Genomic DNA, 23722 nt, shown 5'->3' with positions numbered 1-23722 from the left:
TATCTCATCTGAAAGATCGAATAATATCCCACCGGAGTGCGAACGCTCGAAAAATAAGTTAATGTTTTTCAACCCTCCGCCGTTTTACCGGGTTAGCATACCAGTCTCCATACTTCAGAAGGGACTTCACTGTAGGTCTCGTTCATTATTATTTCGGCTTTGCGATGATCATATGCGCCTTCAAAAGATGAGAGATCGTCAGAAGGAAGTTTTTTACGCATATAGCTTGTCACGATATCCAGGATATCGGTTGATGGGCAATTTCTTAACTTATTCAGATAATAGACTTTTTTCATGATTTTTTGCTGAAATTAACCTGTAGAAATGAGCTTATGCGCGGTCTTAACTTTACTAAGCTGACGCGCAGTGATGTCGACGATGCCAGAAAAAGATATCCGTTCCTGACAACAGATATACGTGTGCCCGTGCGCACGGATGCGTGATGTCGCCTCGGACGGTTCACTGTCCCGACTAAGCGGAAGGCTAAAAAAGCTGTTTTGCTATCTTAAGATGCTCAGGTTTTTTTATGTTACTTAAAGATTATTTTTATGCACACACCTGCCGTAATCCCATACCAGATTGAACAGATAGGTATAGACCAGAAAAAAAAGCACCAGTCCACATTCCAGTTTCAGCGCGGCGAGTAGCGTAATATTCAGCCACCAGGCTGCAAAAGGTATCAATATTAATAACAGACCCAGCTCAAATAAAATGGAATGGAGGCACCTCATTCGCCAGTCTTTTTTAAATCCTTTTCGTAACTGAACGCTGTCAAATATCAGGTTGAACAGATAGTTCCACCCCATTGCCAGCGTTGATGAAACGATGGTCAGTAATGCCGATTGCGAAGGTGCTGCTGAGGCAAGAATAATCAGAATGATGAAAACCAGTACATTAGCGATGACTTCGAAGAGAACGGCATGCAGCACTCGCTCTGTGGTTGTACGTACCGGGGGTAAATAGTGTTCCAAACCTGGATCTCATTAATCAGTCAGGCACCGTTGAGGGTGCGGAATAATTTCAGGATAACCCTCTGGCCAGGACGCTTATATTCACCTCTCAGTTAGCCGGGACCAGAGTGGTTAATCTGCTATGTTTTTCGCTGCACGCGGTGCTGGTCTGACGGATTCGAGGCGATGATAACAATCCTGAAGCGGAGTGGAATATTAAAATAAAAAATTCCGTGTATATAGATTTATATTTTAATATTTAGATGGTAAGCAGGCATAAAGTCTGCCTGTCGGCAACATGTACCGTTCAGACGCGATGGCGATCCGGAAGAGCAGAGCAGAGTAGAGTTGATGCTGCCTGAGGTTAACCGCGCGTTATCCGCAGGGCCATCCTCTGACACTTAAAACAGATTTAAGCAGCCGGGCCACCGCTGAAATGTGCGATCTGACGGTTTACCTCATATTGAGTTCTCGGCGGTATAAATCATGAAGTCCACTTTACCGCTGGCATACTCATCGGGTTTCACCCCATGCTCCAGATAATTCAGCATCAGCTGCAGGGCGATTTGAGCATGTTGCCGGGTATTCTGGTCCAGCGTCAGTGCAACGCTCTGCTGCGCCATTAACGTGCGGGTGGTGGCGTAAAGTTCATGAGTGATCCAGATACACTTATTCTGCAGACGATGTCGGGCAAGTGCCTGACCAATCTCGGTGTTTCCCAGGCCGGTATTGTAAATTCCCTGCAGATTGCCGCTCTGGATAAGCTGCTTCTCCAGTAACTTACTGAGGGTGGCGCGATTTTCCTGAGCGGCAAGAACTTCACGAAGCTGAAGGTGCGGATATCGTTCAGTAATCAGCATGCGAAATCCTTCAATGCGCTGACGATGCGCGCTGTAATCCCTGTGCCCACTGACCATCAACACCTCACCAGGCTGATGCAGCATTTTACCCATCAGCTGAGCGGCGGTGCGTCCTGCCTGCAACTGATTAATTCCTACATGACAGAGCCGCGCGGCAGCGGGCAAATCCGTGACCAGCGAGATCACCGGTACGCCACGCCTCTGGCAATGTTCCAGCGCCTCATAGATTGCTGGATGCTCATGTGCAAAAACGATCAATCCATCCCGCGTTACAGCCCCCTCCTGGATGAGCTTTGACAGTCGCTCAGGCTGTGCTTCAGGCACAAAGGTGCGATGCAACGTCAACCGGCGATAGCCCAGATGCGAGGCGAACGCCGTAAAATCCTGCGCCAGTTGCTTAAAGAAAAACGAGTCATTGCTGCTCAGCAGCAGTTCTATCTGCCATGGATGACGATGCTCCTCAGGCAGGGTCCGCTTCAGGCCGATTTCTCGTGCTGCCTGCAACACCCTGTGAACCGTTTCCGGCGCGACGCCGCCACGTTCATTAAGGACCCGATCCACGGTTGCCAGCCCCACTCCTGCCCGCCGGGCGACCTCTTTCAGCGACATAACGATCTCCTTTGAGGTAAACACCTCAAAACACCATGCCGTCAGTGTAAAACGCAGCGCTATTCTGCTGATGCAGCTTTCTGCCGGACTATGATGGAGTTCAAATAAATGAATAAAAAGCAACGTGTTGCCCTGCTGGGATGTGGCTTTATTGGTGAAGTTCATGCCGCGAATCTGCAGGCGCATCCCGGAGTTGAACTGGTGTGGGTGGCGGATGCGGAACCGGTGCGTGCTTCCGCTTTTGCGACTCGTTTCGGTGCCCGGGCCGCGTCTGTCACTGAGGCGATAAATGATACGCAGATTGACATGGTGTTGATCGCCAGCGCAACGCCGACCCATGCCGATTTGCTGGAAGCCGCTGCCCGTGCCGGTAAAGCAATCTATTGTGAGAAGCCGGTCGATCTCTCTCTTGAACGCGCCCGTAAGGCCGTGGCTAATGTCCTCCCTTACAACGTGCCGGTCACGGTGGGGTTTAATCGCCGTTTCGATGTTAGCCACCAGCAGCTGAAGCAACAACTTCGGGAAGGGCGGATAGGTCCGCCGGAACTGATTCAGATGGTCTGCCGCTCCTCGGCCATGCCGCCGCTGGCCTATCTTCAGGCGTCCGGGGGTCAGATGCGCGATCAGGCTATTCACTTTTTCGATCTGCTGCGCTGGCTGACTGAAGAAGAGGTGACAGAGGTGGCAGCCATGGGAGCCGCGCTGGCTCTGCCTTCGATCGGTGAATTTGCCGATGTTGATACCAGCACATTGCTATTGCGGCTGCAGAGCGGGGCGCTGGCGCAGCTCGATAATACCCGCCGCACCGGCTATGGCTACGATGAACGCATCAGCGTGATGGGACCGCTCGGAATGCTGGAGTCATCTACTCAGTTCCAGCGCGGCGTCACCTGCTATCAGGGTGCGCAGATTCAGCAGCCAGGGTTGCTGCCCGACTGGTTCAGCCGGGTGCAGCCAACGTATTATGCTCATCTGGATGCATTTATTCGCTCGCTAAACGGTGAGCAGATAGCGGATCTGCCAGGCCTGGAGGATGGTCTGAAAGCACAGGCGATTGCAGAAGCTGCGGTCATCTCCCTGGCGGAACGGCGTTTCTGTCAGGTGGAAAAGCACGTGTTCTGATGCGGCGAGGCACCTGACAAAAAATAATTTTATTTTTATCGAATAGAAACCGGCGCTGAGCTGTTTACCGTATAGCGCCGCGATAGCGGACTGAATCCCGCAGGCTTTATCATCTGCTCCCCAGCCCCGATAAGGATAAATTATGACAACACGTTCTGGTCTTTCTCTGCTTGCTGTTCCTGCCCTGATGCTGATGCTGATGCTGCACGCTCCGCTGAGTATGGCGATGGGTGACAATGACAGTGAGAAAAAAACGCCTGACTGCCCCAAAGGTCAGGTCTATGACAGCCAGACTAAAAGCTGCGTGCCTGAGAAAACCAGCAAGCTGAGTGACGACGATAAAACGCGTTACGCTTATCATCTGGCGAAAAAGGGCGAATATCAGGCGGCACTGAACCTGCTGGATACGCTTAACAACCCGGATACCCGTGAAGCCTGGAACTATCGTGGCTATGCCACCCGTAAACTGGGTCGCACTGATGAAGGTATTGGCTATTATCAGCGCGCCATTGCACTCGATCCCCATTACGCTAAAGTGCGTGAATATCTGGGCGAAGCCTGGATGATTAAAGGGCGTCCCGATCTGGCGCGCGAACAGTTAAAAACGATCGCCGGAATCTGTGGTATCGATTGCGAGGAGTACCGCGATCTGCAGGCCGCGATAAATGGCCATCCCGAGGTCTGATGCGGCAGGGAGGAGCGAAAAATCACTCACAGTGACATCCGTCAGCACCTTGCGGAACATCTGACGCGACTCTGGCGTTACGGCTATGTGCTGTCGCATAACCGTGACATGGCAGAAGAGCTGGTGCAGTCAACCTGCGTACGCGCGCTGGAACGCAGCGCGCAGTTCACGCCGGGCACGCGTGTTGATCGATGGCTTTTTTCGATCCTTCACTCCATCTGGGTCAGCGATTTACGGGCGCGAAAGGTGCGACAGGGACAGGGATTCGTTGATCCCGATGCGTTACTGGCCGCAGATAACCACGCCATTAGCGACGACAACCGTCATTTCCAGCGCATTATGCAGCAGGTTAACGCCTTACCCGAGGCGCAGCGCAATGCGTTGTTTCTGGTTTATGTCGAAGGACTGACCTACAAGGAAGCGGCGGAGACGCTGGCCGTTCCGATTGGCACGATTATGAGCCGTCTGGCCGCTGCACGTACCACGCTGGCAAGACAGCCAGCGACCTCGCCCGTACCCCAGGAGAAACGGAGATGAACAGGGAAACTTTTACGCCACCGTGGCGCGATGAGGCGATAGTCGCCTGGCTGGATGGTGAGATGACCCCGCAGGAAGCCGCGCAGTTTGAGCAGGCGATGGCGGAGGATGCGGAACTGGCCGCGCGGGTAGAACAACTCCAGCACAGTAGTCTCGATTTTGAGCAGGCTTTTGCGCCGCTACTGGAACAGGCACCCCAGGCAAGAATGGCACAGCAACTGGCGGACATCCCGACACCTGCGCCGATACCCGCTAAAGGCTACAGCCGCCGGGCACTGATTGCGGCATCAGTCAGCTTTTTGCTGGTGGGCAGCAGCATCGGTTTTATGGCAAGACCGTCAGATGATGAGAAAGAGGAAAGCCAGAATATCCGCGATCTGGAAGCACGCTATATGTCACTTTACAGTGCTGAAACGCTGGCTGATACGCTCAATGACGCCGCTATGCTGCAGAGAGGCCTGGACCGTACCCGACTCGATCTGGGATTGCAGCTGCACCCGCAGCAACTGCACCTGCCAGGGGCTGAACTGAAAATGGTGCGGATCCTGCGATACGAACGGACGTCCATCGCGCAGATTGCCTGGCTGCACGCAGATTATGGCCCGATGGCGCTCTGTATCTCGCCCGCGCCGCACGATACGAACCCGATTACCCGTGAACAACGCCACGGCATGCAACTGGCATGGTGGAAGCGTGACGGCTATCAGTATGTGCTGATTGGCCGCAATCCACCGGCCCAGCTGGCTGCCACAGCAGAAACATTGCAGACCGCGCTCAGTTAAACCGGCTTTCCCGCAGCGGAGACTGCAACAAGGTTATCTGGATTGCGCGGTAATGGTCAGCGCGATGTTTACGCGGTCATCAACCACACCGACCAGTCGATCCATGCCAAAGGCAGAACGCGAGATAGCTGTGGAGGCATGCAGCGCCAGCGCTCGAGACGCCGGGTCAATTGTCTTTCCGCTGTCCAGCGAGGCCAGCATCACCACTGGCCGGCTGACGTTTTTAACCGTCAGTACGCCAAAAATCCGGTAATTACCGTCACCCAGTGAGGCAACGCGGCTGCTCACAAAGTGAATCTGTGGGTAACGTTCTGCATCAAAAAACAGGTCACTTTTCAGTTGCCAGGTTAACAGGCTATTCGAAGCCACCAGCGTTCCCACCGGAATATTCACTTCAATGCGGTCGTCATGATCCTCTTCAGGATTGAGCGTCACCATGCCGGTTACGCCCTGCAATCTGGCCTGCGAAAAGTCGTGACCAAAAGCGCGCCATGAGAGGCCAATCGATGTTTTATCGGGCGTTATGGCATAGGTTACCGGTGCGGCATAAAGCACCGGGCTGAACAGGGCGAACAGAGTACATAAACAGGCGGTACGTATCATCACTATTTTCTCTTTATTAGGCAGACCAAACGTTAACGCCTGAAACCGCGATCTTATTCACTTTTTTCAGTACTGTTTTTACCCTGCAGGCACAGATAATCTGACAGATGTTAACTGACTGTCACCAGAGATTCACCAAAGTGTCATGATTATTGTGAGGGCGGAGTATTAATAACTAACAATATTAAGAATACATTAAGACGCTATTATTACGCTGTGATTTGCCTGGAATGAGCGGGGTGCTATTTTTTTCAAATATTCTGCAAATATAAAAGCAGGATCGGAATAGTAAAAATACTCTATAAAATCATTAATTTATTTTTTTCATCAGTAAGTCACTTTTCTCTGATGTGCTGATTCCTGGCCTGATGACAGTAAGGATCAGCTCTTTTTAAACAAATTATAAATAAATCACAAAGAGTTGAGGTCAGAATCACTATCGGCAATTTAATAATGAACTTTTTCGGAAACCCTTAACTCACTGCTCCTTGATTTTATTGTCATTCACGCTATTCATTTAATGTTCAGTTAAGTTTCATACGGTAGTTTGTATTAGCGGTCCGGTAACCTTAATTCCATAAAGGGAAAACGTGGTGTCAATAACACCATAGCCGGATGTTGATAATGTGCTTTTTCTTTTCTTATTCCGGCGTTGTCCCTGATTAACAACATGCGACAGCTTATAGGTTAGATCTGCAGGAGTTTTAGCATGGAATTTTTGCCATTTTCCCGCCCTTCATTTGGTGATGAAGAGCTAGCTGCTGTTAAAGCGGTATTTGACTCTGGGTGGATAACAACTGGCGCAAAATGCGCCGAGCTGGAGCAGGCCTTTGTTAAGCTGACCGGCAACCAGCACGCCATTGCGGTGAGTTCAGCCACGGCGGGCATGCATGTCACGTTGATGGCGATGGGAATCGGGCCAGGCGATGAGGTGATCACGCCGTCCATGACCTGGGTCTCTACCCTTAACCTGATCACCTTGCTGGGCGCCACGCCGGTGATGATTGATGTCGATCCAGATAACCTGATGGTCACGCCGGAACGGATAGCCCTGGCGATAACACCCTGCACCCGCGCCATCATTCCGGTGCATTACGCCGGTGCGCCTGCCGATCTCGACCCAATTTATCAACTGGCTGAGCAGCATGGCATCGCCATCATCGAAGATGCGGCTCACGCGGTGGGCACCACTTATTGCGAAAAGCCGGTCGGGCATCGCGGTACCGCTATTTTCTCTTTCCACGCCATCAAAAATATTACCTGCGCGGAAGGGGGCCTGGTGGTGACTGATGACGCCGCTCTCGCCGATCGTATCCGCAGCCTGAAGTTTCATGGCCTGGCGGTGGATGCGTTTGACCGCCAGACCCAGGGACGTCTGCCGCAGGCCGAAGTGATGATGCCGGGCTTTAAATATAATCTGCCGGATATCAGCGCAGCTATTGCGCTGGTGCAGTTACAGAAATTACCGGGCTTTATTGCCCGCCGCCGTGAGATTGCTGAACGCTATCTTGACGCGCTGCGCACGCTGCCATTTGAACCGCTGGCGTTGCCTGCCTGGCCACATCAGCATGCCTGGCACCTGTTTATTATCCGCATTGATGAACAGCGCTGCGGCCTGTCGCGCGATGCCTTCATGCAGGCTTTGAAGACGCGGGATATTGGCAGCGGTCTGCATTTCCGTGCGGCGCATACCCACAGATATTACCGCGAGCACTATCCCGACTTACGTCTGCCCGCCAGTGAACTTAACAGCCAGCAGATGTGTTCGATCCCACTGTTTCCGTCAATGACGGATCAGGATGTCGAGCGAGTGATTCAGGCTTTACATGACATTGCGGGAGCCTGAGATGCGCGATATCAAACCGATCAATATGCTCTCCTTGGTCATCCCGGTCTATAACGAGGAGCAAAGCCTGCCGGAGCTGCTTAACCGCACCACCGCCGCCTGTGACGCCATCAATATTGCGTATGAAATTCTGCTGGTGGATGACGGCAGCAGTGATCGTTCAGCCGAACTGATTGAACAGGCCTCAGTCGTTCCCGGCAGCCGGATAAAAGGTGTGCTGCTCAACCGCAACTACGGTCAGCACTCCGCCATCATGGCCGGTTTCAGTCAGGTTCGTGGCGATCTGATTGTTACGCTGGATGCCGATCTGCAGAACCCGCCGGAAGAGATCCCGCGCCTTGTCGATGCCGCGCGTCAGGGGTATGACGTGGTGGGCACCGTCCGGCAGCAGCGCCAGGACACCTGGTTCCGGCGCAAGGCATCGCGCACGCTCAATCACCTCATTCAGCGGGTTACCGGCAAAGCGATGGGAGATTATGGCTGCATGCTGCGCGCCTATCGTCGCCACATCGTCGAGGCGATGCTCAACTGCCATGAACGCAGCACCTTCATTCCGATTCTGGCCAACACCTTTGCCCGACACACCATTGAGCTGCCGGTGATCCACGCCGAGCGGGCCTTTGGTGATTCGAAATACAGCTTTATGCGCCTGATCAACCTGATGTACGACCTCGTGACCTGCCTGACCACTACGCCATTGCGATTGCTCAGCGTGGTGGGGAGCCTGATTGCGCTCTCCGGCTTCGCCTTCTCGCTGGTGCTTATCGTACTGCGACTTTTCTTTGGTGCGGCGTGGGCGGGAGACGGCGTCTTCGTGTTGTTCGCCGTCCTGTTCATGTTCATCGGTGCCCAGTTTGTGGGTATGGGACTGCTCGGAGAGTACATCGGGCGCATTTATAACGACGTTCGGGCGCGTCCGCGCTATTTCGTTCAACGCATTGTTCAGGCTCCAGAAGAGCCTTCAGTACAGGATACTCAATCATGAAGACCGTTGTTTTCGCCTATCACGACATGGGCTGTGTCGGCATCAATGCGCTGCTGAATGCAGGCTATGAGATTACCGCCATTTTTACGCACAATGATGTGGCGACCGAAAATCACTTTTTCGGCTCAGTAGCCCGTCTGGCGGCCGAGCACGGTATTCCGGTCTATGCACCGGATGAGGCGAATCACCCGATCTGGCTTGACCGCATCCGCACCATGGCGCCAGAGATGATCTTCTCCTTCTATTATCGCCATCTGCTGAGCGATGAAATCCTGCAATGCGCTGAAAAGGGAGCTTTTAACCTGCACGGTTCACTGCTGCCAAAATACCGTGGCCGTGCACCGCTGAACTGGGCGCTGGTCAACGGCGAGCGTGAGACGGGCGTGACGCTGCATCGCATGGTGACGCGCGCGGATGCCGGTAATATTCTGGCGCAGCAGACGGTGGCGATTGTGGATCCGGACAACGCGCTGACGCTGCATCGCAAACTGACCCAGGCCGCAGAGCAGTTGCTGAACGATGTATTACCTCGCCTGCGTAAGGGTGAGGTCAGTGAGTGGCCGCAGGATGAGAGTCAGGCAACCCGTGTGGGCCGTCGCACGGCCGAAGATGGCCGTATTGACTGGAATCAGCCTGCTGAGACGATTCACAATCTGGTCAGAGCGGTTACCGATCCGTGGCCGGGTGCCTTCGCCTTTGCCGGTTCGGTTAAATTTATCGTCTGGAAGAGCCGGGTTCATCCGCAGCAACATCAGGCGAAGCCAGGCACCGTGCTCTCTAAACAACCGTTCCTTATCGCCTGTGGCGAGGGCGCGCTGGAAATCCAGACTGGACAATCTGATCATGGCGTCTACATGAACGGCAGCCAGCTGGCACAGAGTCTGGGCATGGTGCCTGGCGCACTGCTCTATTCAAAACCGCAGTCGGCCTTGCAGCGTCGTACCCGTGTGTTAATCCTCGGCGTTAACGGCTTTATCGGTAACCATCTCACCGAACGTTTGTTACAGGATGAGCATTTTGAAGTCTATGGTCTGGATATCAGTTCAGACGCTATCAGTCGCTTCCTGGATCATCCGCGCTTCCATTTTGTCGAAGGTGATATCGCTATTCATTCCGAATGGATTGAGTATCACATCAAAAAATGTGACGTCATCCTGCCGCTGGTGGCGATCGCTACGCCGATTGAGTACACCCGCAATCCGCTGCGCGTGTTTGAACTCGATTTCGAAGAAAATCTGAAAATCATCCGCGACTGTGTGAAGTATCAAAAACGCATCATTTTCCCCTCCACTTCAGAAGTCTACGGCATGTGTACCGATGACAGCTTTGATGAGGATACCTCTAATCTGGTGGTCGGGCCGATCAACAAACAGCGCTGGATCTACTCCGTATCCAAGCAGCTGCTGGACCGCGTGATCTGGGCGTATGGCGAAAAAGAGGGACTGCGCTTTACCCTGTTCCGTCCGTTCAACTGGATGGGGCCGCGTCTGGATAACCTCAATGCGGCGCGTATCGGCAGTTCCCGTGCGATCACTCAGCTTATCCTCAACCTGGTGGAAGGCTCACCGATTAAGCTGATCGACGGCGGCAAGCAGAAGCGCTGCTTTACTGACATCAGCGATGGTGTTGAAGCACTGTTCCGCATCATCGAAAACAAACAGCAGAATTGTGATGGGCAGATCATCAATATCGGTAACCCGGACAACGAAGCCAGTATCAAAGAGCTGGCGGAGCAGCTGCTGGAAAGCTTCGAACGCCACCCGCTGCGCAGCCAGTTCCCGCCGTTTGCCGGTTTCCGCGAAGTAGAAAGCAGCAGTTACTATGGCAAAGGTTATCAGGATGTCGAACACCGCAAGCCCGCTATCCGCAATGCGCGTCGCTTACTTTGCTGGACGCCGACTGTGACCATGGATGTCACTATCGACAACACGCTCGACTTCTTCCTGCGCACCATTGAGCAACAGGCTGATAAGTGATGAAGAAGATCGGTCTGCGGATTGACGTAGATACCTGGCGCGGCACGAAGCAGGGTGTGCCGGCGCTGCTTGAGCTGTTCCAGCGTCATGCGGTGCGGGCCAGTTTTTTTTTCAGCGTAGGACCGGACAACATGGGCCGCCATCTCTGGCGGCTGGTGAAACCTGCATTTCTCGTGAAGATGCTGCGATCACGCGCTGCGTCCCTCTATGGCTGGGATATTCTCCTCGCCGGAACGGCCTGGCCGGGAAAGCTGATGGGACGAGGCTTGCGGCATGTCATTCAGGATACCGCCCGCTATCACGAGATGGGCCTGCACGCCTGGGACCATTTTGCCTGGCAGACCTGGGCGGGCGTCTGGCCGCAGGATAAGCTGGTGGAGCAGATAGCGCGCGGCACCGAAACGCTGAGTGAGATCCTCGGCCATCCTGTCAGTTGCTCGGCCGTCGCAGGCTGGCGCGCCGATGGCCGGGTGATCGCCGCTAAACAGGATTTTGGTTTTAACTACAACAGCGACTGTCGCGGCACCGGGCCATTCCGGCCCATGCTGCCGGATGGACAGATCGGTACCGTACAAATTCCGGTGACGTTGCCTACATGGGATGAAGTGGTTGGCCGCGAGGTCAGCGCAGAAGGTTATAACGACTATATTCTGGCAAAAATGCTCGCTTCTGACGAGGGCGCCGTATACACCGTGCATGCCGAAGTCGAGGGGATCATTGGCTACCCGGACTTTGACCAGCTGCTGACTGCTGCGGCACGCAATGGCATTCAGTTCTGCCCATTAAGCGAGCTGCTGCCCGACGATCTGAGCACCTTACCGGTGGGCAGGGTCGTCAGAGGCGAAATCCCTGGACGGGAAGGGTGGCTGGGCTGCCAGAAACTGACTGAAGAGGCAAACTAGTGCGGATACGTAACAACACGAAGTGGCTACTTTTTTTCAGCTTTTTTGTTCTCTATTACCTGATCCCGCCGACATTCCGCGACCTCTGGCAGCCGGATGAGACCCGCTATGCGGAAATCAGCCGGGAGATGCTGGCAACCGGTAACTGGGTCACGCCGCACTTCTTCGGCCTGCGCTATTTTGAAAAACCGATTGCTGGCTACTGGGTTAACTCGCTGGGGCAATGGCTGTTTGGCCACACCAACTTTGGCGTGCGGGCAGGATCGATATTCTCAACGGCGATCACTGCCGCACTGATCTACTGGCTCGGCAGGCGGCTGTTTGGTTCATCACGCACCGCCGCGGTTGGTTCCCTGATTTTCCTCAGTTCGTTGCTGGTGTATGGCGTGGGCACCTATGCGGTGCTCGACCCGATGCTGATGCTCTGGCTGGCCGCCGCGATGTGCAGCTTCTGGCTGGCGACGGAGGCGAGCGGACGCGCTGGTCGTGCGGGCGGCTTTCTGTTGCTGGGTCTCGCCTGCGGTATGGGGTTTATGACCAAAGGCTTTCTGGCGCTGGCAGTGCCGGTGCTGGCGATTCTGCCGTGGGTGCTTTGGCGTAAGAGACTTCTGGAGCTACTTTGCTTCGGGCCGCTGGCGGTTCTCTCTGCCGCGGCGATCAGCGCCCCCTGGGCGCTGGCCATCTATCATCAGGCTCCCGATTTCTGGCACTACTTCTTCTGGGTTGAGCATATCCAGCGCTTTGCGGAAGACAATGCGCAGCATAAAGCACCTTTCTGGTATTACCTGCCGGTTCTGCTGCTGGGCACGCTGCCGTGGCTTGCGCTGTTACCGGGCGCATTGATGACCGGCTGGCGCGAGCGTCAGCAACATCCGGGTGCGCTTTATCTGCTGAGCTGGACGGTGATGCCAGTGCTGTTTTTCAGCCTGGCAAAAGGCAAGCTGCCGACCTACATTCTGCCCTGTTTTGTCCCGCTGTCGCTGCTGATGGCACACTATGGTCTGAACGCCGCGCAGCGTACTGGTCGCGCATTAAAAGTGAATGGCTGGCTTAACCTGATTTTCGGCATTCTCACTCTGGCAACGGTTGCGCTGGTGCTCGCGCCCTGGAGCGTGACGCATCATCCGCTGTTTGCCACACACGAGATGCTGAAACTGGCGCTGGGTGCACTGGCGTTTCTCATCTGGGGCCTGGTGGGTGCCTACAGCTGCCGCTCTTCACAACGCCGCTGGCTGGCGGCTGCGCTTTGCCCGCTGGGCGTCGCGCTGTTTATTGGCACGGCGATTCCGGACAAAATCCGTGATGCCAAACAGCCGCAGCACTTTGTCTCGACGATCAGCGAGCGTCTGGCCTCCAGCCGCTTTATCCTGGCGGACAATCCTGGCGTAGCCTCTGCCGCAGCCTGGCATCTGCAGCGCAGCGACATCGGTTTCTATGACACCAAAGGCGAGCTGGAATATGGGCTGAGCTACCCGGACGCGCAATCCCGCTTTGTCTCTCAGGCGGACTTTAGCGGCTGGCTTGCCGAACATCGCCGCACGGGAAGTGTGTCATTGCTGTTGCTGTTTGATTCGCCACACAGTGATATAGGCGAGGATGTTCCGGTGCCGGACGCCGTCTATCGGCAGGGCAGGCTGGTCTGCCTCTATTACAGTCAGATGAAGTAAATGCTGCTGCTGATTATATTGGTGAGCCTGCTTAGCTGCAGCGCACAACTGTGCCAGAAACAGGCGACCCACGCGGCAACGCGGCGGGTTCGCCTGAGCTGGATTGGTGTGAGTGTGCTGCTGTTGGGTATAGCGATGCTCCTCTGGCTGCTGGTGCTGCAGCGGGTGCCTGTCAGCCAGGCCTATCCGATGCTGAGCCTGAACTTCATCTTCGTTGCGCTGGCCGGACGCATCCTCTGGCGTGAACGGCTGACGCTGCGACAGATTGCGGGCACGCTGCTGGTGGTGACGGGTGTGGCGCTGATGGCGAGTCAGCTATGAAAGGGTACGGGTGGGTCGCATGCAGCGTGCTGCTGGTTTCAGCGGCACAGTTAATGATGCGCTGGGCAATGCCACGTCTGCCCGATGTCAGTAGCCTGACGTCGCTGCCCGCCTTCGCCATACTGCCCGCTTTGCTGTTGCTGGCCGGGCTGGGCGCCTATGGCATTTCCATGCTCTGCTGGATTCGGGCGCTGCACTATTTTCCGCTCAACCGGGTCTATCCGCTGCTTAGTCTGAGTTACGTACTGGTCTGGCTGGTGGCGGTCTGTGTGCCAGTATTCCATGAGGCATTCAGCTGGCATAGCCTGTCGGGTGTGGTGATTATTGTAATCGGTCTGCTGTGCATTGTGGTTAAGCCCTGAAATGAGTATTTTCCCATAAAACTTACCTCTTATTAGCGTTTTTGGGCAGCGATTAACGCTAATAAGAGGCGTACTGGTATTAACAGATAACTGCTGGTTAGCAGAGCGGTTTGATCTTAGTGGCTAACGCACTGATGTCGCTGACAACCAGATCCGGCGCAGGCGCCAGCGGATACAGCGCCTGTCCCTTACGGCTGACAAATGCAGTCTTCATTCCTGCACGTTTTGCTCCGCCGACATCCCAGCCATGCGCCGCCACCATCATGCACTCAGCGACCGGCTTACCCATCTCTTTCATGGCCCATTGATAGACTTTGAGATCGGGTTTATACACCTGAGGCTGCTCCACGCTGAGAATACGGCTGAAAAGCGGAGCCAGCCCGGCAGAACTGAGCTGCTTTTCAGCCAGGGCGGCAGAGGAGTTGGTCAGCGCAACCAGTGTAAAACCCTGCTGCTGCAATGCAGACAAGCCAGGGGCTACGTCAGGGTGAGCGGGCATGGCCGCAATAATGTCAGACAGTGGTGCCGCGTCTGCTGGCAGAGTGACGCCGTACCTCGTGGCCGTCATCTCCAGTACGGCTTCGGCGATTTCACCAAAGCTATGCCAGCTGCCCGTCACTGACTCGACCAGTGAATGATGCAAAAGCGAAGTAAACCAGGCCTCGGCGCGCTCCGGTCTGTCGCCGAAACGCTGCGCGACCACCTTGTTCAGTTCTTTTGTATCCAGCAGGGTTTCGTTGACATCGAAAAACAGGGTGCCGCTATAAGGTGCGGGATAATAGCTGTCGGTCATCGTGCCTCCGGTTAGTTTAATGAATGTGACTGGTGAAGCGTTAAGGTCGCTGACTGAAAGTAGAATACTGCAGAGGATTGCTCAAGATTGGGGCTTTGGTAGTTAAAACTGAACTACGGAAAGTGAAGCTATGCTGGGAGTGTTCATTGTGCGCAAAATACTTATTATGTTAAATAATGTACCTGAATGCGTTCCAGTGGCTGTTTATTGTTATCACCTGTTCTCTACGGTCTTGTCTGCCAGCATGTTTCAATTGCCCATCACTGTTAACAACTTCATATGTGGCTTTAGTTCTAATAAGCATCAATGGAAAGCTAGAAAAAGAATTTCTTAAAGGATGATGTGCAATTACCGATTTATTGCTATCTATGTAACTGGCCTATTCAGAGGGATTCTCATGAGCAACAAAGATGAAGAACACGAGAGCGAATACGAAGATTACGCGGAATATCAGAACCGACTGGATAGCGGCGAAGAAGTGTTTGAAGAGGTAGTCGAGTATGTTGACGGCTACTTCAACATCGACGAAAACACTGGCGAACTGACACACGGTCCCATCAGCATCGGCAGAATTATCATCATTGACGATGAAATCCACACGGAGCTGGATGTCACTGATTCTGAGGAATCGCGTATTGCAGGCCCGTTTGAGAGCATGCAGGACGCATTGGACGATCTTTGGAATCACAGAGATGAGGCGAACCAAGGCAGCAACATCTTCGAATAACGGGCCCAAGTATACAACCCGCCTGACTCAGAGGCGCGCCCGCAATGAACGATACAGTCAGGAGGACTCAGGCATAAATCTGGCCAATATCATGTCTGATTGCAGCTTAGACCTGCTTTACCTTATCTGCAGTTTCATCTAATGCTCATCAACAGGAAGATGCCAAATCCCTAGCATCAATGGGTGCCAAAAATGACCATCGTCCTCTGATATGCCCCCATACGGAAGGCATTTTTTTAGATGTGCCCATCAAGATGCTTAGCTGTTTCATTTGCTTTCTGTAACATCGAAAATGCTTTTAAACATTCAAATCAAAAGTCCGGAAGCCTACAGATGTTCGCGAATTCGGGCTTTAACTAAATCCAGAAATTTAGCCGGCGTTGTTCTCCAGTTTTAAGGCACGAACGTGTCACGGTAATGTGCTCTAAAATCTGCCTCCAGGTCGTCACACTCCCTCAGGAACAAGTCCATGTTATCGATGACCGCTTGTTGCAAGCCTTGTGTGATGCAGTGAAGAAGGCATCTATTTTAGGCTCGATCACTTCAGTGTCGTCAAAGAGGTCATAGTCCTGACCAAAATAAATGGCAATGAGATCATCAAGAGCTCTGATATTGATTCTGTCCACGTGTTAGATGAAACATTTAAAAATCAATAAGAATATTAATGTAAGATAAATGACTTCTTTAGTTTTCCCCAGTAAAGAAATTAATTTTTCGCCTATTCCTGAGACTAAAACTCTATCGGTTCGTTCGTCTATTGCATTAAGGCTCGAAGGAGTTGAGAATAACGGCAGCCAGTGTTTTTCCATGAAGGAATTACTCTTGTCAAAATAGTGGCTGTGTCCCCCTTTGAAAAATCTATTAACGAAACGATCATTGTTTAGGCCATGAAATCCTACTCGTCCTGCCATCCCTGTATTAGGCACCAAAGCTTCGGAAAGTAGTAATATTCGATCATTACACCCACAATCGTTAACTACAGTTGATTCAAAATTATCTAGTATTTTTTTAAATGAATAGTTAGAAGGCAGCACACTTCCAGAAAGCACAAGGAGTTTTAAATTGAATTTAATTTTATTTTTAATTATTTTTTCAAGTGCTTTTACGACTATGTATGTTCCAAAGCTATGAGAGAATATATAGACATCTCGGCCCTCTAGGTTCAAACTTTTTAATTCTTCAAAAAAATACTTTACTCTTAGGTTTCTTAAAAATGGTATCATAAAGGAAATAATTGCAAAATATCCATACTTATAACTCTCGAAGCTTACGGAATTAGATGCAGTATTGATTATTTTGTTTAGATCTTCTTGCCATGTACCTCGAGTCCTTATTCCATGAACAGTGATACATGTTACGCTTTTATCAGAAGTGCTTTTAGAAATATTTTTGGAAAACTCAAACTTTATAGCATCAACTATTCTTTTCTTCCAGTATACGTTTCGACTTGAAGCTTCAATTACCACTTCACAGTGTTGCTCGAAACTATGTCGGAAGAACTCAATGTCCTCGAAATGTGCAGTAATACCAACTATTTTAGAAGGTTTACTAAGAGTTGGTCTTTTCTTAATATCGTTTAAAAGGCTCAAACCAAAACGGGCATGAGGTGTTTCATCCCTTTTGGGAAGAACCACATCGAGAATTAGAAAATCAAAGTGATGTAACCTTAGTAAATCTTTGGCTTTTTGGGTATTGTCTACTGCAAATATCTCTGCATCAGTTAAACCAACTACTTCATTTAAGAGTCTAGTAATCTCTAAGGATCTCTTCTCATTATCATCAACTAACAGTAATTTCATTTTGAAATCCCTTTTACAATTAATATTAACTCATCTCGCCATTCACTTTTGGTATTGCTATAATATAGAAATCCCAAACATTTTGATTTATACTTTTCAATTAATTCATTTTTAAGAGATTCGAATGTATAAGAGTTAACATCATCACTAAAATTCTTATATTGACTGATGAATATAAATTGAGATGTTATTTTTCGTTTGGTAAGCTTTCTTGCTAATTCTTTACCACCAAAAACTCTAAAATTACCACTGGAATCTGATTCCTTTTTGTCAAAAGTCGGCAAACTCATATCAAGAACAATCAAATCATATTTTCTTTCCGGAATTAGTTGCCATGCTGAGGTAAAAGAATAACATTCCGATATTTTAGCGCTTTCAAATTCATTGCTAAGAACCTCGACGATACGCTTCCTTTTGAACTCATTATCTTCAACTACTAGAATTTCAATTGGCATAATTTATTTCCACTAAAAAATTATTCCCATCAATTTTTGGTGTTAGGCTAAATTTGCTTGAAGCTAGCTTAAGTGAATGAAGTGATTTATAAAGCCCAGAACCACCCTCGTTTGTCAGTAGTTCGTTTTTGCTCATCTCTGCTAATGTACTTAGAATTTCATCAAATTTACCACCATCTAACTGGTGTTTGGAAATGACGTTCATTATATTTGATATTTCAATAGAGTAGCTACCTTTAGTGTTGCCTGTAATACTCACCCAAATTGTCTTTGAACCATCCATATATTTGAAGCTATTGTTAAAGCAGTTTATCATCGTGAATACTAGAGCATAAAGATGCTTTCCTTCAATCATCTGAGTGATTTCTGAAGATACATTAATACGAATATCGCAATTATTGATTTGCTTGAAGCATCGGTCAGCAAGCATAATCAGCTTTTTGACTTCAATTGACTCGAAATGAGTAGACTTCTTGAAAGAAAACCATTCGCATACAGTTCTGATGCATTCTTTTACTTCAGTATTGGCCATTTGTAATTCTTCAATCAAATGGCTCATGGATGTCCCTCCCTTTGATATATTTATGTTTTCAATTAATAGGGAAAACATATCATCCATTTTAGTAACGAACTCAATATTTAATTTACTCTTCATTTCCGATAAGCATACTTCAAGCTTATCGTTGAATATTTTGAATACATAACTTGCTACTTCATCTGTTGAATGATAAGACTCGATTAGGTATTTAACTTGATTGAAATCATCTAAAGAAATGTCTATAATGAAAATTCTATCATCATCATCATCGTCTTTATTTAATGCTGTTTTCATCCAATGTTCAGCTGAGTCGATTAGATTGTTGAACTCCTTACTAAAATCCATCAAAAGACTGTCTATTTTTTCCATGATTCCTGAGCTTATTATACTGTAGTAGCTCATCCAATATTCATTGGATTTATAATTACCATGCTCATCAAGTTCAGTTAACAAATTTCTATTTTGAGGTCCGGAGCAGATCAAGTTACCAAAGAACCCATGTCTAATTTCAGAGCTAAGATTAATATCCAAGCCAACTTCAATGTTATTTATGAACTCAAGTAACAAAGTATTGAAAAATCTAGTGACCAATATATTTTTATCACCCTTTAAAATGGTCATCGACTCGATTTCATATTGCATTTCTTTACTGGAATCATCTGTTTCTTGATCGATAAAATATTTAGCAAGGAGAGAGTCTAAATCAAATTTTGTTTTTTCTAAAATAAATTTAGTGTCAACAAATATTTTTGCATTATTAAATTTAGCTGCTTCGCTCTCAATAAGTATATCATCAACTATATACTTGCACTCACTGTCAATTGAATTCTGTTTTAAGTATTCTGAGGATACAAGTTTATTTAAAATATTTATTCTTTCTATCTTGAGATCTTTATCATCTTCAAAGCATCCTAAGTAATCCATAACGTCAATTTTCGCTATCTCTTTTAAAAAGAATAATTCCTTAATGTTTAAGTTGCTTGTTACTAATTCACTAGGCCTTTTCACCCCTTGAGAGACTATATATTCCTCGAAAACTTCATTGAGTATTTCAGTTTCATCATTCATAGAGAATTTATTAAAGTAGTAGCTACATATGACCGCATTTAAAGAGTAAAGGCTTTCTTGTTCTATAAACTTAGATATTTCAGACAAGGGTAGGCAAATATTTGCGTTTGAGTTTAATATTAATTCATTTGATGCAAAGTCGGTTAAACCATCCAGATCTTCATTTGAAATGAAATATTCTACTTTTAGCTCAATTACATCCTTTTTTATTGGTGTCAATGCCCCATATTTCTCGATTAAGTCCCAGCTTTCTTCATAATTGTTCAGGAGGTATTTTATGGCTTTGTTCTTAACTTCCCTATGCTCGGGTAGAGTGTAGTTTTTCTCATATACGAATATTGAGGGAGGGGTATGTAAGCTATGAGAAAGAGGTGTTAGGGAAAAACTTAAGTAATTTGATCGATAAGTTATATCTTTAGATTTTTCATTGCTGAAATAGAAGGGTGCCGATTTTATAATACTTATTATCAAATGATCAGATAACTCAAGGGATGAGTAAGTTAATGCCAGGTTTATTTGTTGTAAGATGTTTTGATTAGTGTTTTTTAAGGAATAAATCGATATTAGATTATCAATTACACTAGCTAGTAATGCAGGTAAGGAAGTCGGTTTCCTATTAGTGTATACATAAGCCTTTGCAATCATATTCACCTTAGTTACCAAATTTTTGCAACTTGCAAAATCTGCCTCAAAGCGATCTAGTAACGTGTTATAGTTTCCTTTTGTATAATCTTCAATGTCATTGTCAGTTATTGATTTTTTCTCAAGAGGAGTTCCTTGCTTCAAAGAATTAATGATTAAATCTAAATTGTCACATTTATATGAGTTTCTGACCGTTATAAATATCTCAAGTAGTCCAAGTGATACTTTTGGATCGAGGTTTTTTTTGCATATTCCGTGTACGGCGATTTTCTTTAGGCTCTCATAGAGATCTATAAGAGGGAGTGTTTGCAACCAACCTAGTGATAATTGTAGATCGACATCGTCATAAATAGAGCATTGTAGGGAAGTGATGCAGTGGAACGCTGCTAAATCGAGTGCACCGCCTTCAATATATTCTTTGTTAGGGCGCCTTACCATAGTTTCAATAACTAAATTGGGGTCGACACTATGCGATTTCCATGCTGTGACTCTATGAATTTCTAGAAATAATTCTGACGCATTATTTATTTTTGCTTGCTCTAATTGTTCATCGATTTGTTTGTAATCTTTCCTTGCTGTTAACACGGCAACTCTCAAATTAACTTCCCACAATGAGTTCCCAGCGGTTTGCACTATTTCATCCAGCATACTCTCAACTTGAGTATAAATTCCTTTAAGGAATAGTTCTTCGATTATTTCCTTTCTTTCCAGATAGCATTTTAATTTATCGCGTTCTCTATGAAAAATTGCATTGAAAAGAGTTAATAATCTTTCTTTAGATATGCTTCTTGTTGAAAATATTTGTTTGCTAAGAATTATATTGGTTTCACATTTTGATTGATTTAGTGTTTCAAAAATATCATTATCTTTTAAAATTATATCGATTGATTTGTCGAAATTTATTTTTGGTGCATTATATACAAAATCACTGAACGCTTTTACTTTTGCCTCTTTTTTCGAGACTTTGAAATTTATAGGATTTAATACGCTTGCAACTACTTCATGAGTTTTTTTTGCTCGGTCTCTAATTCTATTTCCAATCATTTTGTTTCCCATATTTTTAGCTAAATAATTTTAACTGGTTGATTTTACAAGGAGAAGTGGGGGGGGGATTCATGATTAATATTTATAGCACATTTCATTAATGAAATTAATTTTTTTTCTAATTTTTTTATTGTGATCAGGATTTGAGTTTCAAAAGTATGTGGCAGACCAAGCCTTCGCTGTTTTTTATTCCTATAGCTAGTTCAAACACTTTATCAACCACCTCTGCGTACCCTTCCCCTGTTTACGATAGCGCTTAGGCTAAGACACTTACATAATTTAATAAGCTTTAAGAAGAGAGAGGCCTAGTACTCATCTACTGACTTGGTACTTACTGAGAATTTTAATCTTATATAATTATCATTATTTAACTCTAAAGATAAGATTAAGCAACCTTAAGATAAAAAATCCTTATTTTTATCTAAATAAAGACAAAAAATAGAGATAGATCCTGTAGGCGTTTGATGGTCTTCTCTACCATGTTTGTTCATACCGCCGTGTCTTTACTCACTACAGCACCCTCTCGCTGGCAAGATGATAAACATCGCTGCGCTCGCGTTTACCGACAGCCACAACGGCAATCAGCAGCTGACCGTCTATCACATGATAAACCAGGCAAAACATGGACACTCTGAGTGTGATTTTATGGTAATCATTAATATCACGAAGTCTGGCAGAAGGAATATGGGGAATGTCACAACATTACTTCATCTTTCAGGCAGACTGCTGCTGGAGAGATTTTTGCAGCGTCTGCCACTCTTTAAAGGCCTCTTCTCTGAATTTGACGGTATAAGTTACAAAAGCGCATCCAGATCCACATCAGGCAGAGACTGGTTACTTCGTTCGTGGGCCAGCTTAACCAGTTCCTGATCGTCAACGGCATCATGCATCTGTTAATAAACATCGCCTGCTCTGGTTATTGTCAGCGCACTATGACCAGCAACTGTAGAAACGTTTAGTAAGACAATGTTCGAAGCTTAGCTAATAAAAAAATGGATGCCATACCTTGTCTGTTTCCCGAATGACGAGACTCAATGATATACATATGCTCGTGAGATAAATGCATTTCGAAATGCAGCAGATGTAATCCAGCGTTGATATTAATTGAGTCACTAAATATGGAATGTAACAAAGCCAGCGTCTTAGCATGACGCTGGCTTTCACTCTGCATGAATAATACTGTTATGGCTTGCTGACAGGCTCTGGCATGGCTGAGGAGTGGTGAGTAGAGATTTTCCAGCCTTTGCCATCCCAGACATAGGTGAAAGTATAACGTGCTGTGACGTGCGAATTATCTTTAAAGGTAAACGTATAAACACCGGTATCAATCGCTTTATTACAACCTATGCGAATAGTGCGAGAGTCGATTTTACCGCTTGGGCCTTTTTTCAGGAAGTCTCTGAAGTAATCAATACGTTCCTCGTCGGTCAGGCGCACCTTATTTGAAATTGTTGGCAGCAAAACGGCATCGCTGACGTATAACTCAGAGACTTTAGTCGCGTCACCGGTTGCCAGAGAATTATTCCAGGTTTCAAACAGGCTGGCGACATCCTGTTCAGACACTTTTACACAGGTAACCGGTTGCTGTGCTAACGTAATCACGGGTGCGGTGAAAAGGCCAAAAAGGCACAGTGCGAGTAAACTTTTTTTCATTATTTTGACACCTCATTTTTTTCCAGCGTAATCGCTGTACCACGCCATTGGCTGGAGTCACCACCTGTGCTGAGCGAGGTAATAAAGAAATATCCTGCACCTTTTTTATCTGCTGCATGACTCATGGCATTAACGGCATGAGATTTTCCACCACGAACGCCCGAAATTGATATACGATCTTTAATCGAATAATTACCCAATTCAGCACGCTGAACCTGTGTGGCAGCAAATGACGACCCTGTTAGTGCAAGTAATGAGAGTAATAAGATTGCTTTTTTCATGGATTGAACCTCGACATCAGTAAGGATGATTAAATGCCTGATAAGAACTGATGAACAAAATAGCGAAAAAACAGTTGTAGCCAAACTTAAATCTGCAAAATGTACATAATTAGGTTTTTATACTGGCATGCGTGATAATGTCAGGTTCCATAAAAATTTAAAACTGCCGTAAAAATAATAAATTTAATGAGTTTCATTGTTTTTAACATTCAGTAAATAAAGATATCCGGGTAGAGAGAAGTATGGCCATTTGACACTTTGGTACAGAAATAAAAAATTTAATGATTAAATAAATCACTTAATAGCAAAGTAGTAATATGTTTTTATTCTGGATTTGATGAAATGTGCCTGATGAGGACGCATGGGTTTATTAATTATATATCCGGGATTACAGGGTATTCATTAAGGTTAATTACAGCCATCAAATCACACCGCATACCTGATGCATCTGAGATTTCTTAAGTGAATATCAGATTTACAGAGCTATAAGGGAATGCAGACCCTGGTATCCCACC

Annotated in this window: 22 protein-coding genes and 2 pseudogenes; 12 read left to right on the top strand and 12 right to left on the bottom strand. The window is 47.8% G+C overall.

What is annotated here, in order from left to right:
• Nucleotides 1–92 precede the first annotated feature (92 nt).
• The 3 genes from HZZ01_RS19420 to HZZ01_RS19410 form a co-directional block, all read right to left on the bottom strand.
• The gene (locus HZZ01_RS19420; RefSeq protein WP_179899078.1) at nt 93–296 is read right to left on the bottom strand and encodes an Hha/YmoA family nucleoid-associated regulatory protein; all 204 of its coding nucleotides are present in this window, start codon (nt 294–296) and stop codon (nt 93–95) included.
• Between the two features lie 237 nt (nt 297–533).
• Nucleotides 534–971 (bottom strand): PACE efflux transporter, encoded by a 438-nt coding sequence (locus tag HZZ01_RS19415; RefSeq protein ID WP_179899077.1) that lies wholly within the window; start codon nt 969–971, stop codon nt 534–536.
• A gap of 437 nt (nt 972–1408) precedes the next feature.
• Complete coding sequence (locus HZZ01_RS19410; RefSeq protein WP_179899076.1) at nt 1409–2419, bottom strand: LacI family DNA-binding transcriptional regulator; 1011 nt, start codon at nt 2417–2419, stop codon at nt 1409–1411.
• A 108-nt stretch (nt 2420–2527) separates the two neighbouring features.
• Here HZZ01_RS19410 and HZZ01_RS19405 point away from each other — a divergent pair, with 108 nt between their 5' ends.
• From HZZ01_RS19405 to HZZ01_RS19390, 4 genes are all read left to right on the top strand, one after another.
• The gene (locus HZZ01_RS19405; RefSeq protein ID WP_179899075.1) at nt 2528–3541 is read left to right on the top strand and encodes a Gfo/Idh/MocA family oxidoreductase; all 1014 of its coding nucleotides are present in this window, start codon (nt 2528–2530) and stop codon (nt 3539–3541) included.
• 142 nt (nt 3542–3683) lie between these two features.
• A complete protein-coding gene (locus tag HZZ01_RS19400) occupies nt 3684–4226 on the top strand; it encodes a tetratricopeptide repeat protein (RefSeq protein ID WP_179899074.1) in 543 nt (180 codons plus the stop codon).
• 36 nt (nt 4227–4262) lie between these two features.
• Nucleotides 4263–4763 carry an RNA polymerase sigma factor gene (locus HZZ01_RS19395; protein WP_179899177.1) on the top strand — a complete coding sequence of 167 codons (501 nt, stop codon included), beginning with the start codon at nt 4263–4265 and terminating at the stop codon, nt 4761–4763.
• Nucleotides 4760–5545, top strand: a complete 786-nt coding sequence (locus tag HZZ01_RS19390) for an anti-sigma factor (RefSeq protein ID WP_179899073.1) — start codon at nt 4760–4762, stop codon at nt 5543–5545. The genes HZZ01_RS19395 and HZZ01_RS19390 overlap by 4 nt, the downstream gene beginning before the upstream one ends.
• Nucleotides 5546–5578: 33 nt before the next feature.
• On the opposite strand, the gene HZZ01_RS19385 is transcribed toward HZZ01_RS19390, so the two are convergent.
• Nucleotides 5579–6148: a YceI family protein gene (locus HZZ01_RS19385; protein WP_179899176.1), complete on the bottom strand. Its 570-nt coding sequence runs from the start codon at nt 6146–6148 to the stop codon at nt 5579–5581.
• 709 nt (nt 6149–6857) lie between these two features.
• Between HZZ01_RS19385 and arnB the strand changes: the two genes are divergently transcribed.
• Genes arnB through arnF form a run of 7 tightly spaced genes read left to right on the top strand, consistent with a single transcriptional unit; the run spans nt 6858 to nt 14207 of the window.
• Complete coding sequence (gene arnB, locus HZZ01_RS19380) at nt 6858–7994, top strand: UDP-4-amino-4-deoxy-L-arabinose aminotransferase (RefSeq protein WP_179899072.1); 1137 nt, start codon at nt 6858–6860, stop codon at nt 7992–7994.
• A 1-nt stretch (nt 7995) separates the two neighbouring features.
• On the top strand, nt 7996–8979 hold the full coding sequence (gene arnC, locus HZZ01_RS19375) for an undecaprenyl-phosphate 4-deoxy-4-formamido-L-arabinose transferase (RefSeq protein WP_179899071.1): 984 nt from the start codon (nt 7996–7998) through the stop codon (nt 8977–8979).
• Nucleotides 8976–10955: a bifunctional UDP-4-amino-4-deoxy-L-arabinose formyltransferase/UDP-glucuronic acid oxidase ArnA gene (arnA, locus tag HZZ01_RS19370; protein ID WP_179899070.1), complete on the top strand. Its 1980-nt coding sequence runs from the start codon at nt 8976–8978 to the stop codon at nt 10953–10955. Before arnC ends, arnA begins: the two co-directional genes overlap by 4 nt.
• The gene (gene arnD, locus HZZ01_RS19365) at nt 10955–11857 is read left to right on the top strand and encodes a 4-deoxy-4-formamido-L-arabinose-phosphoundecaprenol deformylase (protein WP_179899069.1); all 903 of its coding nucleotides are present in this window, start codon (nt 10955–10957) and stop codon (nt 11855–11857) included. The genes arnA and arnD overlap by 1 nt, the downstream gene beginning before the upstream one ends.
• Complete coding sequence (gene arnT, locus HZZ01_RS19360; RefSeq protein ID WP_179899068.1) at nt 11857–13524, top strand: lipid IV(A) 4-amino-4-deoxy-L-arabinosyltransferase; 1668 nt, start codon at nt 11857–11859, stop codon at nt 13522–13524. Before arnD ends, arnT begins: the two co-directional genes overlap by 1 nt.
• Nucleotides 13525–13845, top strand: a complete 321-nt coding sequence (gene arnE, locus HZZ01_RS19355; protein ID WP_179899067.1) for a 4-amino-4-deoxy-L-arabinose-phosphoundecaprenol flippase subunit ArnE — start codon at nt 13525–13527, stop codon at nt 13843–13845.
• Nucleotides 13842–14207 carry a 4-amino-4-deoxy-L-arabinose-phosphoundecaprenol flippase subunit ArnF gene (gene arnF / locus HZZ01_RS19350; protein WP_179899066.1) on the top strand — a complete coding sequence of 122 codons (366 nt, stop codon included), beginning with the start codon at nt 13842–13844 and terminating at the stop codon, nt 14205–14207. Before arnE ends, arnF begins: the two co-directional genes overlap by 4 nt.
• Nucleotides 14208–14304: 97 nt before the next feature.
• Here arnF and HZZ01_RS19345 read toward each other — a convergent pair whose 3' ends face one another.
• Nucleotides 14305–15000, bottom strand: coding sequence for a haloacid dehalogenase type II (locus tag HZZ01_RS19345; protein WP_179899065.1), 696 nt, complete (start codon nt 14998–15000; stop codon nt 14305–14307).
• A gap of 397 nt (nt 15001–15397) precedes the next feature.
• Here HZZ01_RS19345 and HZZ01_RS19340 point away from each other — a divergent pair, with 397 nt between their 5' ends.
• Nucleotides 15398–15727 (top strand): hypothetical protein, encoded by a 330-nt coding sequence (locus HZZ01_RS19340; protein ID WP_255434352.1) that lies wholly within the window; start codon nt 15398–15400, stop codon nt 15725–15727.
• A 629-nt stretch (nt 15728–16356) separates the two neighbouring features.
• Here the strand turns inward: HZZ01_RS19340 and HZZ01_RS19330 are convergent.
• The 7 genes and pseudogenes from HZZ01_RS19330 to HZZ01_RS19305 form a co-directional block, all read right to left on the bottom strand.
• The gene (locus HZZ01_RS19330) at nt 16357–17526 is read right to left on the bottom strand and encodes a response regulator (RefSeq protein ID WP_179899064.1); all 1170 of its coding nucleotides are present in this window, start codon (nt 17524–17526) and stop codon (nt 16357–16359) included.
• Entirely contained in the window at nt 17523–17981 is a 459-nt protein-coding gene (locus tag HZZ01_RS19325; protein WP_179899063.1) for a response regulator, read from the bottom strand. The genes HZZ01_RS19330 and HZZ01_RS19325 overlap by 4 nt, the downstream gene beginning before the upstream one ends.
• Nucleotides 17971–21273, bottom strand: a complete 3303-nt coding sequence (locus tag HZZ01_RS19320) for a hypothetical protein (RefSeq protein ID WP_255434346.1) — start codon at nt 21271–21273, stop codon at nt 17971–17973. The genes HZZ01_RS19325 and HZZ01_RS19320 overlap by 11 nt, the downstream gene beginning before the upstream one ends.
• 510 nt (nt 21274–21783) lie before the next feature.
• A pseudogene (locus HZZ01_RS19315) lies at nt 21784–22020 on the bottom strand (type II toxin-antitoxin system RelE/ParE family toxin).
• Between the two features lie 47 nt (nt 22021–22067).
• Nucleotides 22068–22166, bottom strand: a pseudogene (locus tag HZZ01_RS21050) (antitoxin); the annotation flags it as partial.
• A 289-nt stretch (nt 22167–22455) separates the two neighbouring features.
• Nucleotides 22456–22926: an SgcJ/EcaC family oxidoreductase gene (locus HZZ01_RS19310; protein ID WP_179899061.1), complete on the bottom strand. Its 471-nt coding sequence runs from the start codon at nt 22924–22926 to the stop codon at nt 22456–22458.
• The gene (locus tag HZZ01_RS19305) at nt 22926–23207 is read right to left on the bottom strand and encodes a DUF1471 domain-containing protein (protein WP_179899060.1); all 282 of its coding nucleotides are present in this window, start codon (nt 23205–23207) and stop codon (nt 22926–22928) included. The genes HZZ01_RS19310 and HZZ01_RS19305 overlap by 1 nt, the downstream gene beginning before the upstream one ends.
• Between the last annotated feature and the right edge of the window lie 515 nt (nt 23208–23722).

It is taken from the genome of Pantoea sp. WMus005 (genome assembly GCF_013415305.1).
In the GTDB taxonomy this organism is placed as follows: domain Bacteria; phylum Pseudomonadota; class Gammaproteobacteria; order Enterobacterales; family Enterobacteriaceae; genus Pantoea; species Pantoea rara.
This window is presented reverse-complemented; position numbering and strand designations above follow the sequence as displayed.

What these genes read in the sequence shown, in the direction of transcription:
- arnE (WP_179899067.1), top strand. Translation starts at nt 13,525, where the DNA reads ATGCTGCTGCTGATTATATTGGTGAGCCTGCTTAGCTGCAGCGCACAA.
- HZZ01_RS19410 (WP_179899076.1), bottom strand. Translation starts at nt 2,419, where the DNA reads ATGTCGCTGAAAGAGGTCGCCCGGCGGGCAGGAGTGGGGCTGGCAACC.
- HZZ01_RS19400 (WP_179899074.1), top strand. Translation starts at nt 3,684, where the DNA reads ATGACAACACGTTCTGGTCTTTCTCTGCTTGCTGTTCCTGCCCTGATG.
- HZZ01_RS19310 (WP_179899061.1), bottom strand. Translation starts at nt 22,926, where the DNA reads ATGAAAAAAAGTTTACTCGCACTGTGCCTTTTTGGCCTTTTCACCGCA.
- HZZ01_RS19345 (WP_179899065.1), bottom strand. Translation starts at nt 15,000, where the DNA reads ATGACCGACAGCTATTATCCCGCACCTTATAGCGGCACCCTGTTTTTC.
- arnF (WP_179899066.1), top strand. Translation starts at nt 13,842, where the DNA reads ATGAAAGGGTACGGGTGGGTCGCATGCAGCGTGCTGCTGGTTTCAGCG.
- HZZ01_RS19320 (WP_255434346.1), bottom strand. Translation starts at nt 21,273, where the DNA reads ATGATTGGAAATAGAATTAGAGACCGAGCAAAAAAAACTCATGAAGTA.
- HZZ01_RS19420 (WP_179899078.1), bottom strand. Translation starts at nt 296, where the DNA reads ATGAAAAAAGTCTATTATCTGAATAAGTTAAGAAATTGCCCATCAACC.
- HZZ01_RS19330 (WP_179899064.1), bottom strand. Translation starts at nt 17,526, where the DNA reads ATGAAATTACTGTTAGTTGATGATAATGAGAAGAGATCCTTAGAGATT.
- HZZ01_RS19305 (WP_179899060.1), bottom strand. Translation starts at nt 23,207, where the DNA reads ATGAAAAAAGCAATCTTATTACTCTCATTACTTGCACTAACAGGGTCG.
- arnD (WP_179899069.1), top strand. Translation starts at nt 10,955, where the DNA reads ATGAAGAAGATCGGTCTGCGGATTGACGTAGATACCTGGCGCGGCACG.
- HZZ01_RS19405 (WP_179899075.1), top strand. Translation starts at nt 2,528, where the DNA reads ATGAATAAAAAGCAACGTGTTGCCCTGCTGGGATGTGGCTTTATTGGT.
- arnB (WP_179899072.1), top strand. Translation starts at nt 6,858, where the DNA reads ATGGAATTTTTGCCATTTTCCCGCCCTTCATTTGGTGATGAAGAGCTA.
- arnC (WP_179899071.1), top strand. Translation starts at nt 7,996, where the DNA reads ATGCGCGATATCAAACCGATCAATATGCTCTCCTTGGTCATCCCGGTC.
- HZZ01_RS19325 (WP_179899063.1), bottom strand. Translation starts at nt 17,981, where the DNA reads ATGCCAATTGAAATTCTAGTAGTTGAAGATAATGAGTTCAAAAGGAAG.
- HZZ01_RS19340 (WP_255434352.1), top strand. Translation starts at nt 15,398, where the DNA reads ATGAGCAACAAAGATGAAGAACACGAGAGCGAATACGAAGATTACGCG.
- HZZ01_RS19390 (WP_179899073.1), top strand. Translation starts at nt 4,760, where the DNA reads ATGAACAGGGAAACTTTTACGCCACCGTGGCGCGATGAGGCGATAGTC.
- HZZ01_RS19385 (WP_179899176.1), bottom strand. Translation starts at nt 6,148, where the DNA reads ATGATACGTACCGCCTGTTTATGTACTCTGTTCGCCCTGTTCAGCCCG.
- arnA (WP_179899070.1), top strand. Translation starts at nt 8,976, where the DNA reads ATGAAGACCGTTGTTTTCGCCTATCACGACATGGGCTGTGTCGGCATC.